Below are 15377 nucleotides of genomic sequence, written 5' to 3'. Positions count from 1 at the left end.
TAAATTTATTCCTTATCTCATCACAACGATTATTATCATTTGGTTTATCTATCTCACATATGATTTATATGCTAAATTCCAAGAAAGTCTCTTGCTTGGTTTCGGTCAGTTAATGTTTATGATTGTTTTACTAGCTACTATCATTTGGAGAAATAAAAAATAAGCCAAAGAAAAATATCTCTTCGACTTATCAATGTTCCTAAAACTCTTTATAAAATGCAACTGTGCTTCCTTTATCACACGATTCAAATCCAAAACTCTCATAAAACCCTCGAACATCTGGTTCATCTACAGTTAATAATACTTTTTGGCGCACATGTTTATACGTTTCTAATATGTCAGACATTAGTGTTGTCCCAATTTTTTGACGTTGATAATCTGGGTGAATCAACATATCTTGTACATATAAAATTGTTTGACCATCACCAATAACTCTGATTAAACCAACTAATTGTTCTTCATGCCAAGCACTTACCACATAAAGTGAATTAACTAGTGCTTGCTCTAAACCTTTTAAATCTTTTGTGTAAGCTATCCATCCAACACTATCATACAACAACTCTAGTTGTTCACGTTTTATATTACTTCCGTTTCTATACTCTATCATTATCTTTCCTCCTAATTTAATTTTTAAAATTAAGAGTCAAACTTCAACCGATTATTCATGATAAAATCCCCTTTCAGGTGTTTCGTTCATTGTATCATAACTATAAAAAAATCCTCCAGAAATTTTCTGAAGGATCACCTTTATTGTTTACTTTTTTGATAATCTTTTGAGACCATCATGATTTGATTAAATGTTTCGACGATTGAATCAGCATAATCCTCATTTGATACCATTTGTCGAATTTTTTCTAATACGGCTTCTTCTCTTGTCGTATCAAAAACTGGAATATGATTGTCTTTTTTTATCTTCGCGATGTGCGACACACAATCATATCTTTCTTCCAATAATGATACGATTTGTTCATCAATTTCATCAATTCGTTGTCTATCTTGACTTAACATCTTATCTCCTCATTTCGTATAAGAGTCAGATTATATATCAGAGAAAAAGTCTTCACCTTTTTGTTGCACTAAAAGATGAGGCATCATTAATGAAATGGGTTCTTTGTTTACCACAATCACCTGGCTATCAGGTTTGCGGTAATTAATCAGTCCGCTAAAAGGATACACTTGAAAGCTTGTGCCAACAATACATACAACGTCTGCTTGAGACAACCAAGAAATAGCTGTTTCTATATTAGCCTCAGACAAGCTTTCTTCGTAAAGTACAACATTCGGACGAATGATCCCGCCACATTCTTGATGATACATACTCTTCATATAGTCTGGAACAGAAACTGACTGACCACATTTTTGACAATAACAATCATACAAACTTCCATGAAACGACACCACATTTGGACTTCCTGCTTTAATATGTAAGTCGTCAATATTTTGTGTCACAATCCCAACTTGTTTCGTTTGGCTTAATTCTGCCATTTTTTCATGAATCACATTCGGTTTTGCTTCTGGATGGTATAATTGTTGGACAAATTGATAAAAAACATCAGGCTCACGTTTTAAACAAGTATGACTCAGCAAATATTCTGGATTTTCCACTCCATGATATACCCCTGTCATAGAGCGATAATCAGGAATACCCGATGCTGTTGAGACACCGGCACCTGTCATAAACACGATATTTTCCGCCTGCTGTAATATCTCCATTGCTTGTTCTTCCACATCAATCACTCCCTTACTTTATTATGACATTATTCGTCAAAAAAGCCTAATACAACCACAGAAATAATAATCGCAAAAATCATGATGTATTGTTTTTTCGTTAATTTCTCTTTTAAAAAAATTCGTGACCACAAGACTGACACAATACTATATGAGGCGATCATCGGTGCCACGACAATGGAATGACTCGCAATCGCACCAATATAGAAAAATTGTCCCAAGGTTTCAAAAAGTGCCGCAAAACCTTTATACTTTTCATGAAACACATCAATTTTTTCTCCTTTAGCTACTCGTAAATAACCCCACATCAGTAACCCAACGATTAAAAAAGTAAATTCATAACTCATGTTGGCTTGGTTTTCAGGTAAAATTTCCGCATACTCTAAATAATACCCATCCAAAAATGTCCCCAATCCATCAATCACGCAGTAAAGTATTGGAAAAATAATCGCAAGTGCACTTTTCTGATATTTTTTATCGACCACATTGCCTGATACTTTTAACTCATGATCAACTTCTTGCTTTTCATAAACAGACAACATAAAAATAGCGACTGAAATAACTGCCACAGCAATAAATTGAATCCACACCATTTTCGCTCCTAGTATCAGATACATTAATAAAGCTGACACCGCTCCTGAAGAGTTACTAATGGGTGAAGACACACTCAGCTCTATATAACGAAGCCCCACATACCCGATCGCCATTGATAAAATATACATGGACGACACAGGTAAATAAATCAATAAATTTTTCCATTCAAAACTCACACCCAAATACAAATAATAGTAGAAAAAGGCATGAAGTCCCATCACCAATCCCACAATGACCACTGTTTTTTGTGCACTATACTTATCTTTTTCATTGTTTCCCAGTTTATAAAATAAATCTGCTGTCCCCCATGCAAAGACAGCTACCAGCGCTGACATAAACCACATATTTTTCGTCTCCCTCAATTTTTCTATCATACTTACTTGTCTAAAAATAACGAATTAACGTGACTTGGTCAAATAAAATTTTCGTGAAAAGTCTGTCAATCGAAAATAAAAATGTCCCAAAATGAGGGCTCACATTAGCGCAATCTTTACTGCGTAAAACTTGCACTAATGTGACCATTATTGGTAAAATAAGGTACTTTTTGTTTCAGGCTGTTTTTTCAGCCTCATATTCTTCGATAGTACGGTCAATACTTTGAAGATACCTTTTGAAAGACTCAAGTTTCCACGGATGTGACTGTGGTGGAATGTACTTGCGTCTTTCTTTTTTTATATCTGAAGAAACCCCATCAAACTCTTTTGAATAGGTCTCGTGGTTTTTTAATCGTCTAGTAGGATAAATTTTTTCTGCTATATTAACATAAATCTCCCCGTTAAAAGCTTTTATAATTAATGCTTTCGTTTTCCTTGTAAAATATTTGTCGCTACCACCTTCCGTTGGAAGATAAAATTTATTTTGATACTTAATATGATGGCCATTATCGACTATACGATGAGAGACAGTAGCTAGTAATAAATTAATTTCAGCTGTTGTAGGAGAAGTTTCATAAACACTTTCTGCAGTTTTGTGACCAAATTGTCGATTAAACTTTCGAATCCATACAGATAGAAATTGATTAGCCTCCTCTATAGAATGTATATTTGCTATCTCAAGATCAACAGGCAATCTTGATTGCACTGTCCCATTTAAACGTTCTACACGACCTTTTGCTTGAGGAATAGAGGATGTTTTTATGTCAATACCTAATTGATGACAAGCAAACCCAAACTGCGTGAACGTATCTTCTTCTACAGCTTTTGTTGATTTTCTGTTGTACTCAAAGACGGTTCGTTTATCTGTTAGAAAAGTGGCAGGAATCCCTTGTTTTGTCAGAATTTGATGAAGAACATGGTAATAACCATTGAGCGTTTCCTGTTGGTCAAAATAAGCGCCAACAATATTACCTGATGCGTCGTCAATAGCTAAATGAAGATGAGTTATTTGATTTCCAAACCAATTATATGAACTAGCATCTAATTGAATTAATTCTCCTTTGTATTTTTTTCTAGGTCGACTAGGATGGGTCTTTTCAGGGAGTTCTAGGTAGTCTTCAGCTCTTGGAACCAATAGGTTCTCTGATTGTTTGGTTTGTTGACCTTCTTGCTTTATTAATTGTTTGAGTCTTCTTTTTGTCTTTTTTTGAGCCTTTGGTGAAAGTATTTTTTCTTTGTACAGGATGCTTCTAATTGTAGTATCTGTATAACAGATATGATGGTCGTTTTTCAGTATTTCAGTAAAATGCTTAATATTTGGTTTAATACTAAACGATTGATAACTAGTGATTATTTGTTGTTTTACTTTTTCAGGCACAGAGTGCTTATTTTTTCTCCCTCGATTTTTATGGACAAATGCTGATTTACCATTTTCCCTGTATGATTTCACTAAACGGTTAATTTGTCGTATAGATAAATTAAGTTCAACACTAGCTCTCTTTTTTTGTTTTTTATTTTCAGCGACAGCTTTAATAACTTGATACTTTTTGGTTTCATTCATTGTTAGATTTATCCTTTTCATAAAGTTATTTTATCATTTTGGGACATTTTGTCTTTCGACCTACTTAGGACATTATCACTTTCGAATGATAGTCAAATAAAATTTTCGTGAAAAGTCATGACTTTTTGAAAAAGGTATGATATAGTGTTAGACATATTAAGAAAAAATAACCGAATATTATAAATCTAGAGGTTGCAGTCTATCAATAACATTAGTCGAGTAGAGGATTACGTTGACACTAATGCACAGGGAAGATTGCCGAAATGTGATAAAGTTCCTCGCTTATCATGTTGGGGCTATAGTGAATAACTATAGAACTGTCTTAGTTAAAACTAAGATGCGCTATGATTAGATAACTTATTGTTAATCTGACTTCATAACAAGCAACCTCTATTTACGAGGTTGCTTTTTTATTTATCTAAAACAAAAGGAGAATTATCATGCAAACAAACAATCGTTCGACCAATCATGTCCTTATTGCACTATTATTTATGTTTATTAGCCTAATCATGCTGACACCAAAAGTGGAGGCAAATGATGATAAATTTGTCGTAGGAATGGAAGCTGGATATCCTCCATTCAACTGGACACAACAAAATGACAACAATGGCGCTGTTAAAATCCAAGGAGGAAGCGAGTACGCAAACGGCTATGATGTCATGATCGCAAAACGTGTTGCTGAAGGCTTAGGAAAAGAACTGGTCATTTACAAAACAGCTTGGGACGGTTTAGCTCCTGCTTTAACTTCTGGAAAAGTAGATGCTATTATCGCTGGTATGTCTCCCACTGAAGAACGAAAAAAAACCATCGACTTTACCAATGACTATTATCACTCAAACTTAGTCTTAGTCGTTGCAAAAGATGGAAAATATGCCAATGCCAAAAGTCTGAAAGATTTTGAAGGGGCAAAAGTGACTGCCCAATTAAATACATTTCACTATTCTGTGATTGATCAAATCGAAGGTGTCTCAAAACAAACTGCCATGGATGATTTTTCTGCTATGCGTGTGGCACTTCAATCCGGAAAAATTGATGCCTATGTTTCAGAAAAACCTGAGGGAATCACCGCCCAAAAAGTGAATCCTAATTTTAAAATGATTGATTTTAAAGATGGCCAAGGATTTAAAACAAATCGTGATGATACATCTGTTTCTATCGGTGTTAAAAAAGGCAGTCAAGATATCGCAAAAATTAATGACATTTTAGCCGGAATAAATCAAACTGAACGAGACAATTTTATGGATATTGCCATTAGTGAACAACCTGACTCACAATCAAATGAAAATTGGATTGTCAAAATCGTCAAAGAAAACTGGCAAATGTTCTTAAAAGGTGCTGGAGTAACGCTTTTAATCTCACTTATCGGGACAATTGTTGGAACATTCATCGGATTAGGAATTGGCTTATTTAGAACCATCCCAACGCCAAAAAGTATGGTGAACAAAGTATTATTTAAATTATTAAACACTCTATTTTCTATTTATATCGAAATTTTTAGAGGAACGCCAATGATCGTTCAAGCGATGGTGATTTACTATGGTTCTTCTCAAGCATTTGGGATTGATATGAATCCTCTTGCAGCAGCATTATTTATTGTATCAATCAATACTGGGGCTTACATGACAGAAATCGTTCGTGGTGGTATCTTCTCGGTTGATAAAGGACAATTTGAAGCAGCATCTGCTATTGGAATGACACACGGTCAAACAATGGTCAACGTCGTGATTCCACAAGTATTTAGAAATATTCTACCTGCTATGGGGAATGAATTTGTCATTAACATCAAAGATACTTCTGTATTAAATGTGATTGCAGTAACCGAATTATTCTTCCAAGCAAAAACAGTCGCTGGAAGTAACTTTAGATTCTTTGATACCTTCTTTGTTGTTTGTGTGATTTACTTTGTTATGACCTTTACTGTAACGCGTATTTTACGATTTGTTGAAAAACGTATGGATGGTACTGGTGAATACGCACCTTATGCTAATCAAATGCAAACAGCTATTTTAGAAAGAAAGGATGACAAATAATGACAGACTTAATCCAAATCAATCATTTACAAAAACAATACGGCAATCATGAAGTATTAAAAGACATTAATCTATCTGTAAAAGATGGTGAAGTTGTAACGATTATCGGGCCATCTGGTTCAGGTAAATCAACTTTACTTCGTTGCATTAATTTATTAGAAGAACCAACTGGTGGGGAATTACTTTTCAAAGGTGACAATATCCTTGCTCCTGGTTATAACTTACCAAAATATCGTGCTCATGTTGGAATGGTATTTCAACAGTTCAATCTATTTGAAAATCACGATGTCTTAAATAACTGCATTGTTGGACAAGTAAAAGTATTAAAACGCTCACGAGAAGAAGCAGAACGTATCGCGATTGAAAATTTAGATAAAGTCGGGATGAAAGATTTTGCTCATGCTAAACCTAGCCAATTATCTGGTGGACAAAAACAACGTGTCGCAATTGCTCGCGCCATCTCTATGGATCCTGAGGTGATGCTATTCGATGAGCCAACCTCAGCACTTGACCCTGAAATGGTCGGTGAAGTATTAAAAATCATGCGTGAGTTAACTGGGACTGGATTAACCATGATTATCGTAACGCATGAGATGGCTTTTGCCGAAGAAGTATCTGATCGTGTCATTTTTATGGATCAAGGAGTTGTTGCTGAAGAAGGTGCTCCGGAAAAAATTTTCCAACATCCAGAACAAGCTCGTACAAAAGAATTTTTACAACGTATTTTAGAAGGATAAAAAATAAGCTAGATTGAGCCAACTCAATCTAGCTTATTTTTATTTATCTAGTTTTTCTAATACATTCTTTGGAATATCACTTTTTGACACATCATTTGGTCCACTAATTACCCTTTTTTGACTAATCGATGCTTTTATATATGAACCTGGTTTTAATGGGATCACATTATCACCACTCAATTCATAATCCATTTTTTGTATTGTCCCATCTTCTTTTACAAAATCAAAATCGTATTGATACGTTTTACTACCAGTAATGACTTTTCCTGTATCATCTTTTGTCTCTTGCTCTGTAGGAACAACTTCAGGTACTTTAGCATAGGCAATATCACCTTTATAGGTCATATTATAGTACTCATATCCTTTATACCCACAAACGACGACCAATATTACAGCTACTACTAAAATAATTTTTTTTACCATATTATCACCTCATAAACAAATTAATTAACAATATAATCTAAAAAGATTTATACATGAATAATAACATGTATTTTAGATTAAAATAACTAAAACGACTCTCTTTAACCTAACAAAAACGTAAGTTTAAAGACAAAAAAATATTATTATTTCTTTAAATGAACAATTAAAAAAGAGCTATCATTTGTATTATTTCAATAAAAGCTTTACTATATATCTAATCATAAAAAGGAGGTTTTTTAAATGTGTACAAATATCACGTTAACTGCTAAAAATGGCGATATTTTTTTCGGTCGCACAATGGATTTAGATATTTCAATGTTTGGTGAAGATCCTGGATTAGATTTAGATATTACACTAGCAACTGTTCCAAAACACATCAATATAGCTAGCCAAGTTTCTCCTTGGACCAGTAAATACACAGTCTTAGGTGTTATGACAAAGTATACAACGGTCATGTATGATGGTATGAATGAACATGGCTTAGTTGGTGATATGCAAGTTCTAGTTGAAGCAACGACAAAAAACACTCAAGACATTATTGATGATGGCAAACAACCACTACTAACAGAAGAATTTGTCTTATATATTTTATCAAACTTTAAAACTGTAGCTGAAATTAAAGAACATTATAAAGAATTTGTTTTAGCCGATGAGCCTTTTGTTTATAAAGGTCAAAATCTTCATTTCCCTCTACACTACACATTCGTTGATACAACTGGAGAAGGTATCGTTTTAGAGCCTGTATTAGATGGCGGATTTAAACTATACGACTATGTTGATGTGATGACGAATAGCCCAGAATATAACTACCACACTACAAATATCAGACATTACATTAATTTAAGCGATATTGATCATCCCACTCATCGTGTGATGAAAAATAAAGTTGATGTGGAACCAATTGAACATGGTACAGGTTACGGATTATTTGGTTTACCCGGAGATTATACTTCTCCTTCTCGTTTTATCAGAAGTTTCTATCTAAAAAATATGTTAGATGATTTTGATACAAATAAAGGAATCAATAGACTATACAGTGTTTTTAGACCAATCATCGTGCCTCGAGGTTTAGAACACAAAAAAGCTGAAATGAGCATCACAGATTATACACGCTACTGGTCTGGTTATGATGTCACTAAACAAATCGCCTATACTCAAACAGGTGAAGGTCTTGCTATCACAGCGAAAGAATTAGATACTTCCCTAACAGACATCACGTATCATGCTATTCATTTAGACAATAACGTTGTCTTCGCTTCTTAATAAAGAAAACAGCACAGTTAATTCATTATTTTTTCGATAACTACGTGTAAGATTACCTTATAAGCATTGAATAAATGCCATCAATTTAACATGATGAAAGAAGGTAAAACCATGAGAACAGAACGAGATGGAGCCAAACAAAATCGCCGTTCATTTGAACAAGAAAAAGCGAAAGACATCTTCGAAGCTGATATCGATAAAAATCGTGAAAAAGTAGCGGAGAAAAAAGAAGAAAAAGCTGAAAAACGTTTAATCCGCGAACACAAATAAAAAAATAGCTACTCAAGTATTCATGGATACTTGAGTAGCTATTTTAATCTTCTTTATTAATCACATGTCTAATAGTCGTACCTAGTTGTTGGATAATATCATTTAATGAGCTAGGTTTTAATGCATTCAATCTTTCTTTAGGTGTCCACTTAACTTCAATATCTCCTTTTATATCACTTATCTCTTCGATTGGAAAAACCTCATAGACAAAGATAACTTGTTGATATGGTTTGTCCTTATAAGTGAACATATTTTCAACTACCGCTAAAAGATTTCCTACTCTAACCCTTATATTAGTCTCTTCTAAAAATTCTCGTACAACAGCCTCTTTAGATGTTTCACCTATTTTAACTGCCCCACCAGGTAACGTCTGACTACCATCAGATTCAACACTTGATAAAATATGATTGTCTTGACTTAAAACGCCACACGCTCTCACATCAAACTTACTATCTCCTATAACGACTCGAATGTCTTCCATAAATAACGTCCTTTTTAATTTAAATAAGTTAACATAATTTGTTTGTATTTATCAATCATATCTAAATAATTATCTATGTCAACATACTCATTGACTTGGTGTGGTAATGTTGATTCACCAGGGCCAAAGACAACAAAATCAAACGGATTAGACGATTTAATAAATTCTGCCGTATCAGTCGTCGCACCAATCCCAATAAGTGGTAATGGTTCATCAAATTGTTGTTGAATTGCCTTAATTAATTCAGACTGTTTGTTTGTTTTAACAGATAGTTTATTGTAATCAATAGTTAGTTTTAACTTGTATGGCTGATTTTTATTTAGTTCATCTACAGTGTCTTGTAATACTTCAATGATGGCATCATTAGAAAATTCTGGAATACTACGTATATTTCCTTGTAGTGATGCAAAGTTTGGAATACTATTGACCTGTTTCCCACCATTCATAATCGTAATATTATGGATCGTTGAACCTAATTCCTCATTTACATAGTTACTTGAAATCTCATCCATTTTTTGATTGATGTGGTACGAAAAATCAATCAAATGGTTTAATGCATTATATCCTTCTTGTGGCATAGAACTGTGTGCTTCTTTTCCTTCTGATGTCACTGTGTAATTGATTGACCCCATATGAGTATAGACGAGATTATAATTACTTGGCTCACCTACAATCAAACCATCTAAGTCATCAACATATCCTAGATTAGTTAATTGTTCAGCCCCTAACTCGCCCACTTCTTCTCCAACGGTTGCTAATAATTTAATCGTGCCATTAAATTCTTTTTGTTCTTCTTGAAGTTCAATCATTGCAATAACCATTGCCATCAGACCACTTTTCATATCCGTTGAACCACGACCGTAAAGTTTATTACCTTCTATAGTTGCAGAAAAAGGTGGATACTTCCAATCACTCGCATCCCCAGGGTCCACGACATCCATATGACCAGTTAACCCTAGAACTTTACCACTATTTCCTTTTTTAATCGTTGCCACTAAACTGCTACGATTATCAGCATATTGAATCAATTCAGTTGAAATATTAACTTGCTTTAATTTATTTTGAATATATTTTGCCACAATTTCTTCGTTACCATTGATTGTTTCCATCTTAACAATGTCTTGTAACCACTCGATTTTTTGATTCTTTTGCATGATTGTTCTCCCCTTTTTCTTTCATATTTTTGTATTTCTATCATACCACGTTCATTTAATATAACTAAATCATACAACTTCTCCTTAACATGTCTCTAAATATATTTAATCTAGTTTTAATGGTATAATAGACGTAATAAAAAGAAAAGAGGGATACTTATGTCAAATAAATCGATGCCCGCTCAACCAGTTATTCTGAATGACACTACCACATTAGAAAAAGAATTTGTCATAGAGAAAGATTTCATTAAAGAAAGAATAAACTCACTAGATCATGACGGATTTAACATTATTTTACCTGACAATCCTCAAGTTATCGAAGAAAAGAAAAAGAAAAAATAATGTCACGATAATCTTTTTTTCATCTTACTTTTTTAAGGTTAAATTAAGGTTTGGATATTATGATATAGACAGTTAAATCATTATTTAACACATCCTCTCCTCCCACAACAGAGGATAATCCCAAAGCATGTTACATTTTTTCATTTTTTTACTCCAAATCTATTTGACAGCTTAATCCCGAAAGTTGTTAACCATCTCCTCCTCTAGTGAAAACTAGAGGTTTTTTTATTCTAAATTATTAAGCCCTTCAAATAATTCATTAAAGCTTTTCATTTCTTTTACTCTACCAAATGATAATCGTGTATCGTCACCTGTTTTTTCTAGAAAACACTTTGTTAATTCTTCTACTGTGGTTTCTAATGAAATCATGAATTGTTCATACATAACCTGATATTCCGATGAAGTATCATCATAATGATTATTTATTAAGGTTTCAGTCAATTGATCTAATGGATATAATTTTAAATGCAGCAATTCATGAACAATTACTTCCTCTATGTTTTCATTACGAGGATTACGCTGATTTAAATATACCAAAGCTTTTTTATCTGTGATATCTATTTTTATATCACCTGTTTTGTCAAATGCTTCATCATCTACCGGAATAATATCTAAATCCCACTGATTTTTTAATCGTAATATATCTGTCCATTTATTTAAAATTGGTATCACATAATCTCTTTCTAACATCTTTTTTCTCCTAACTTTTCTTTTTTAAGGTTCATTTAAGCTTCAACCTTTATGATATAAACAAGTTAATTATAACAAATGAGTGAAAAGTAAATCAGACTTTAACAAACTTTAGGTGCAACTCCTATCACTCATCTAACTTCCTCTTCTCCCACAGTTGAGGAAGTACCCACAGTAAAATCTTTTTATTCTACTGTAAAACTCCTAATCATGTATTCTCTTTCTTCCCACGTTAGAGAATATACTCCTTCCTCTAGTATCAAACTAGAGGTTTTTTCGATATAAAAAACATTTTTTCGTTTATCTATTGACTTTTTTATTAATGCATCGTATTATGAACTTACCTTTATTTTACCAACCGCGGATACTTCCAAACATTTAATACCTTATACCCCGTGGTACACCCATTAATTTATTAATGGGTGTTTTTTTGTGCCTACATGGATATATTTTTATGAAAATTGCATGAAATTCAATTAAGTGTATATTTATATAATATTTTGAAATAATTAGGTACAAAAAGTGTTGAAATATGTTTTATTTTAGTTTATACTCTTTTTGTAATATACGTTTACCGAACGTAGTGTTATTATTTAAAAAAAGAGGGAGATATAGTAAATGAAAAGACAAGATTACAAAAAAATGATGCAACAAAAAAAAGCTGCAAAATCGTTCAAAAAAACCGCTTTATTAAGTGCCTTGAGCATTGGTATGATTAGCTTAACAACCACTGTTAGTGCAGAAGAAGCTAATGGAGGAGACGTGTCTAACGATGAAACTTATGATAATTCTTTAGTGTTTGAATCAGATGCTCCGATGACTCCAGATAATGGACTTGTTTTTGAACCAGATGCTCCAATGACTCCAGATAATGGACTTGTTTTTGAACCAGATGCTCCAATGACTCCAGATAATGGTTTAATCTCTGATGAGAGTACTGAAGACGAAGAGGCACCAATGGCCCCAGATAATGGACTTGTTTTTGAATCAGATGCTCCAATGACTCCAGATAATGGGCTTGTTTTTGAATCAGATGCTCCAATGACTCCAGATAATGGGCTTATATTTGAATCAGATGCTCCAATGACTCCAGATAATGGGCTTGTTTTTGAACCAGATGCTCCGATGGCTCCAGATAATGGGCTTGTTTTTGAGCCAAATGTGCCAATGGCTCCAGATAATGGTTTAGTTTCAGATGATGATGCATTAATGGCTCCAGATAATGGACTTGTTTTTGAACCAGATGCTCCAATGACTCCAGATAATGGGCTTGTTTTTGAACCAGATGCTCCAATGACTCCAGATAACGGGCTTGTTTTTGAACCAGATGCTCCAATGGCTCCAGATAACGGGCTTGTTTTTGAACCAGATGCTCCAATGGCTCCAGATAACGGGCTTGTTTTTGAACCAGATGCTCCAATGACTCCAGATAATGGTTTAATGGAAGACCCAACTGCTCCTGGTATTGACTTAGTTGTCAAACCAAGCACTCCAGAAAATGAATTAGTATCATCTACTGTCAACAAACCTACAGTATCTGAAGCAATCCAAACAGTTGTTATACCAACAGTTACGACTAATTCAACGACATCTGCTGTATTACCACAAACGGGTGAAACAACATCAAAAATGGCTACATCTTTAATCGGATTAGGGCTTTTAGGTTCATCTGCTGTTATTATTCGTCGTCGTTCAGTTAATGTAAAATAGATACATTAAAAGAGGCTGATTCAAAAGTAAGATTTTAACTAAAAATTACTAAACTAACAAAACAGAAATACCATGAAATCAGTGTTTTGATAAACTGATTTCATGGTATTTTTCTATTTTAAGACTTTTGGATCATCCTCTTTTTAATAACTGTTATTTATATAATGCCCATACCAACAAACATACCTAAAACAAATGAGATAACCCATAGAGTCCAAACACCTATACTAAACTTATGAAACTGTTTCTTTGCTTTTTCAGAACCTTTTTTATACACAGCGATTGCCCAAATTAAATGAAAGCCCATCAAAATAAGTGCCGCACCACCAGTAATTTGGTGTAAACCAAAAGTTGATTCTGTATTTTCAGAAGCAATTTGATTCATCAAAGCTGTTCCTGTCGAGTCAAATATAAGGCCTCCAACAAAAAATAAAATATGTTTTAATTGGATAGTTCCTGTTCTTCTTTCACCAAATACTCCTATACTGTACGATATTAAAGCAATAATCATAGCTATACTAGCTAAAATCAACTCTTTACTCATTATATTTCCCCTCTCATAAATAGTTTCTAAGTGACATTTTGTCACTATAAAAATATAATAAGTGACAAAATGTCACTAGTCAAACATAAATATAAAATTAGATGGTTTTCACATTTAATTTTATATTACCACAATTATAAGAACTGTAGTCACAATTGAACTGCTCAATGCTCAGTTATTGAAAAAATGCCATATTAGTAGTTTTATCACTCTGAAAAATATAGATAACGTTAATCGCTAAACTGTACCAAATTTCATTAACTAATGTTTTAAAAGTACTTAATTCCAACGAAACGACAGAAAGCAACATTTTTAGTCACCAACATAAACACTAATTTTTATGATTTCAGAGTGCGAGAAATGAAAGATTTGACTAGTCTAGAGGCTAATAAACTAAAAGCAAATTGGAAATTTCTTTTAAAAAACTAACTAAATGTTTCTATTTCTGAATTCAAAACCTAGAGAAATTTTCCTTCTCCTAAATATCCTCTTTTAAAAGAATCAATGATAATTGATCAGCTACTATCATGCCCTTCAAGTCTAAAAGAAGCCTATGATATCCTTCAACTATTAACCTACTCATTTTAGAAATAAAGACACTCAGTCATTTTTTGACTTATCGCCAATTGTAAAATTAAGCTAGACAATTAAAAAATCATTTATGATACACTCAAGTTGGATTTCCTACCAAAGAAAACAAGAAGAGTAATCAAAAATGACCTATACACATCTTACTAAAGACGAACTCGTTTTAATAGAATTATATTACTATCAAAATAAGAAAGTAATAATTGTTGCTAAACAATTGAACTGATCTAGACAGACTATTTACAATGTCTATAACGCATTAAACGATGAACTATCTATTCTTGATTATTATCAACGATACAAAACAAATAAAAAAAATTGCGGTAGACGGTTTACCTGATAACGAAAAAGAATATATCCAAAAGAAAGTGGTTCAAGGTTGGGCTCCCGATGTGATTGTTGGGCATGGCTGAGTTTCCTATTTCTTGTTCTCGAGTATATTTTTAGATTATCTTCTGATTCCATCCTACAGTACTCACATAATATCCTTTAGGCCAAAAACTTTTATTTCCATATGTATATTTCAAATTTCCTTGTTTCTCATGAATTATGACAGTACTTCTTACTTTAATAAATCCCATAAATTCCTTTCCTTCTGTATTTTGGAGTAAATACTAAATGATACTTAAAATTCTATCTTGTGTGTGCTAAACTTTTATCATCATTAGACATAAGAAACCTCCTTTCAATACTCTTATTGCGGTTGGTAGCCACTTTTTAGTATATCGAAAGGAGTTTCTTTACGCTAAAACTATTTCTTCCACGCTCAGTAAGCGTTGTTTTTCTGTTTCGCACGATTTCGTGCTCAACTCACTAAAGTCATTAAACTAAAAAAGATGATAAATTTGTGATCACTGTCATATTTACTCATAAGTCAAGTTTGACGAA

16 protein-coding genes, 2 pseudogenes and 1 riboswitch are annotated in these 15377 nt (G+C 33.2%); of the genes and pseudogenes, 7 read left to right on the top strand and 11 right to left on the bottom strand.

Annotated elements, in window-relative coordinates:
* Positions 1-199: 199 nt before the first annotated feature.
* The 5 genes from BW731_RS06305 to BW731_RS06285 all read right to left on the bottom strand — a co-directional run bounded on the left by BW731_RS06305 (position 200) and on the right by BW731_RS06285 (position 4257).
* On the bottom strand, positions 200-607 hold the full coding sequence (locus tag BW731_RS06305; RefSeq protein WP_079346625.1) for a GNAT family N-acetyltransferase: 408 nt from the start codon (positions 605-607) through the stop codon (positions 200-202).
* Between the two features lie 140 nt (positions 608-747).
* The gene (locus BW731_RS06300; protein WP_079346623.1) at positions 748-1008 is read right to left on the bottom strand and encodes a chorismate mutase; all 261 of its coding nucleotides are present in this window, start codon (positions 1006-1008) and stop codon (positions 748-750) included.
* Positions 1009-1038: 30 nt separating this feature from the next.
* Entirely contained in the window at positions 1039-1713 is a 675-nt protein-coding gene (locus tag BW731_RS06295) for an NAD-dependent protein deacylase (RefSeq protein WP_079348572.1), read from the bottom strand.
* Positions 1714-1757: 44 nt separating this feature from the next.
* Positions 1758-2666, bottom strand: a complete 909-nt coding sequence (locus tag BW731_RS06290) for an EamA family transporter (RefSeq protein ID WP_079346621.1) — start codon at positions 2664-2666, stop codon at positions 1758-1760.
* A gap of 205 nt (positions 2667-2871) precedes the next feature.
* Positions 2872-4257, bottom strand: coding sequence for an ISNCY family transposase (locus BW731_RS06285; RefSeq protein WP_079345715.1), 1386 nt, complete (start codon positions 4255-4257; stop codon positions 2872-2874).
* A gap of 178 nt (positions 4258-4435) precedes the next feature.
* Positions 4436-4610, top strand: a riboswitch (Lysine riboswitch).
* A gap of 87 nt (positions 4611-4697) precedes the next feature.
* Between BW731_RS06285 and BW731_RS06280 the strand changes: the two genes are divergently transcribed.
* Both BW731_RS06280 and BW731_RS06275 read left to right on the top strand, forming a co-directional pair.
* Positions 4698-6287, top strand: coding sequence for an ABC transporter permease subunit (locus BW731_RS06280; protein ID WP_079346619.1), 1590 nt, complete (start codon positions 4698-4700; stop codon positions 6285-6287).
* Positions 6287-7024, top strand: coding sequence for an amino acid ABC transporter ATP-binding protein (locus BW731_RS06275; RefSeq protein WP_079346617.1), 738 nt, complete (start codon positions 6287-6289; stop codon positions 7022-7024). Before BW731_RS06280 ends, BW731_RS06275 begins: the two co-directional genes overlap by 1 nt.
* 39 nt (positions 7025-7063) lie before the next feature.
* Here BW731_RS06275 and BW731_RS06270 read toward each other — a convergent pair whose 3' ends face one another.
* Positions 7064-7447, bottom strand: a complete 384-nt coding sequence (locus BW731_RS06270; protein ID WP_079346615.1) for a YxeA family protein — start codon at positions 7445-7447, stop codon at positions 7064-7066.
* Between the two features lie 240 nt (positions 7448-7687).
* Here BW731_RS06270 and BW731_RS06265 point away from each other — a divergent pair, with 240 nt between their 5' ends.
* Together BW731_RS06265 and BW731_RS12600 are read left to right on the top strand one after the other, a co-directional pair.
* Positions 7688-8710, top strand: coding sequence for a linear amide C-N hydrolase (locus BW731_RS06265; RefSeq protein ID WP_079346613.1), 1023 nt, complete (start codon positions 7688-7690; stop codon positions 8708-8710).
* Between the two features lie 111 nt (positions 8711-8821).
* Positions 8822-8980, top strand: a complete 159-nt coding sequence (locus BW731_RS12600; protein ID WP_158080168.1) for a hypothetical protein — start codon at positions 8822-8824, stop codon at positions 8978-8980.
* 43 nt (positions 8981-9023) lie between these two features.
* On the opposite strand, the gene BW731_RS06260 is transcribed toward BW731_RS12600, so the two are convergent.
* Together BW731_RS06260 and BW731_RS06255 are read right to left on the bottom strand one after the other, a co-directional pair.
* The gene (locus BW731_RS06260) at positions 9024-9461 is read right to left on the bottom strand and encodes an NUDIX hydrolase (protein WP_079346611.1); all 438 of its coding nucleotides are present in this window, start codon (positions 9459-9461) and stop codon (positions 9024-9026) included.
* Between the two features lie 14 nt (positions 9462-9475).
* Complete coding sequence (locus BW731_RS06255; protein WP_079346609.1) at positions 9476-10615, bottom strand: ArgE/DapE family deacylase; 1140 nt, start codon at positions 10613-10615, stop codon at positions 9476-9478.
* 159 nt (positions 10616-10774) lie between these two features.
* Between BW731_RS06255 and BW731_RS06250 the strand changes: the two genes are divergently transcribed.
* Positions 10775-10957 (top strand): hypothetical protein, encoded by a 183-nt coding sequence (locus BW731_RS06250; RefSeq protein ID WP_079346607.1) that lies wholly within the window; start codon positions 10775-10777, stop codon positions 10955-10957.
* 225 nt (positions 10958-11182) lie between these two features.
* On the opposite strand, the gene BW731_RS06245 is transcribed toward BW731_RS06250, so the two are convergent.
* Positions 11183-11647 (bottom strand): hypothetical protein, encoded by a 465-nt coding sequence (locus BW731_RS06245; protein WP_079346606.1) that lies wholly within the window; start codon positions 11645-11647, stop codon positions 11183-11185.
* A 618-nt stretch (positions 11648-12265) separates the two neighbouring features.
* Here BW731_RS06245 and BW731_RS06240 point away from each other — a divergent pair.
* A complete protein-coding gene (locus BW731_RS06240) occupies positions 12266-13357 on the top strand; it encodes an LPXTG cell wall anchor domain-containing protein (protein WP_079346604.1) in 1092 nt (363 codons plus the stop codon).
* Between the two features lie 157 nt (positions 13358-13514).
* On the opposite strand, the gene BW731_RS06235 is transcribed toward BW731_RS06240, so the two are convergent.
* Positions 13515-13901: an HsmA family protein gene (locus BW731_RS06235; RefSeq protein WP_079346602.1), complete on the bottom strand. Its 387-nt coding sequence runs from the start codon at positions 13899-13901 to the stop codon at positions 13515-13517.
* A 715-nt stretch (positions 13902-14616) separates the two neighbouring features.
* Between BW731_RS06235 and BW731_RS12850 the strand changes: the two are divergent.
* Positions 14617-14921, top strand: a pseudogene (locus BW731_RS12850) (IS30 family transposase); the annotation flags it as partial.
* Between the two features lie 11 nt (positions 14922-14932).
* Here BW731_RS12850 and BW731_RS06225 read toward each other — a convergent pair.
* Positions 14933-15161: pseudogene (locus BW731_RS06225) on the bottom strand (transposase).
* Between the last annotated feature and the right edge of the window lie 216 nt (positions 15162-15377).

It is taken from the genome of Vagococcus martis (assembly GCF_002026305.1).
Taxonomy (GTDB): domain Bacteria; phylum Bacillota; class Bacilli; order Lactobacillales; family Vagococcaceae; genus Vagococcus; species Vagococcus martis.
Note: the sequence above shows the minus strand (reverse complement) of the source record. Positions and strands in the feature narration are given on the sequence as shown.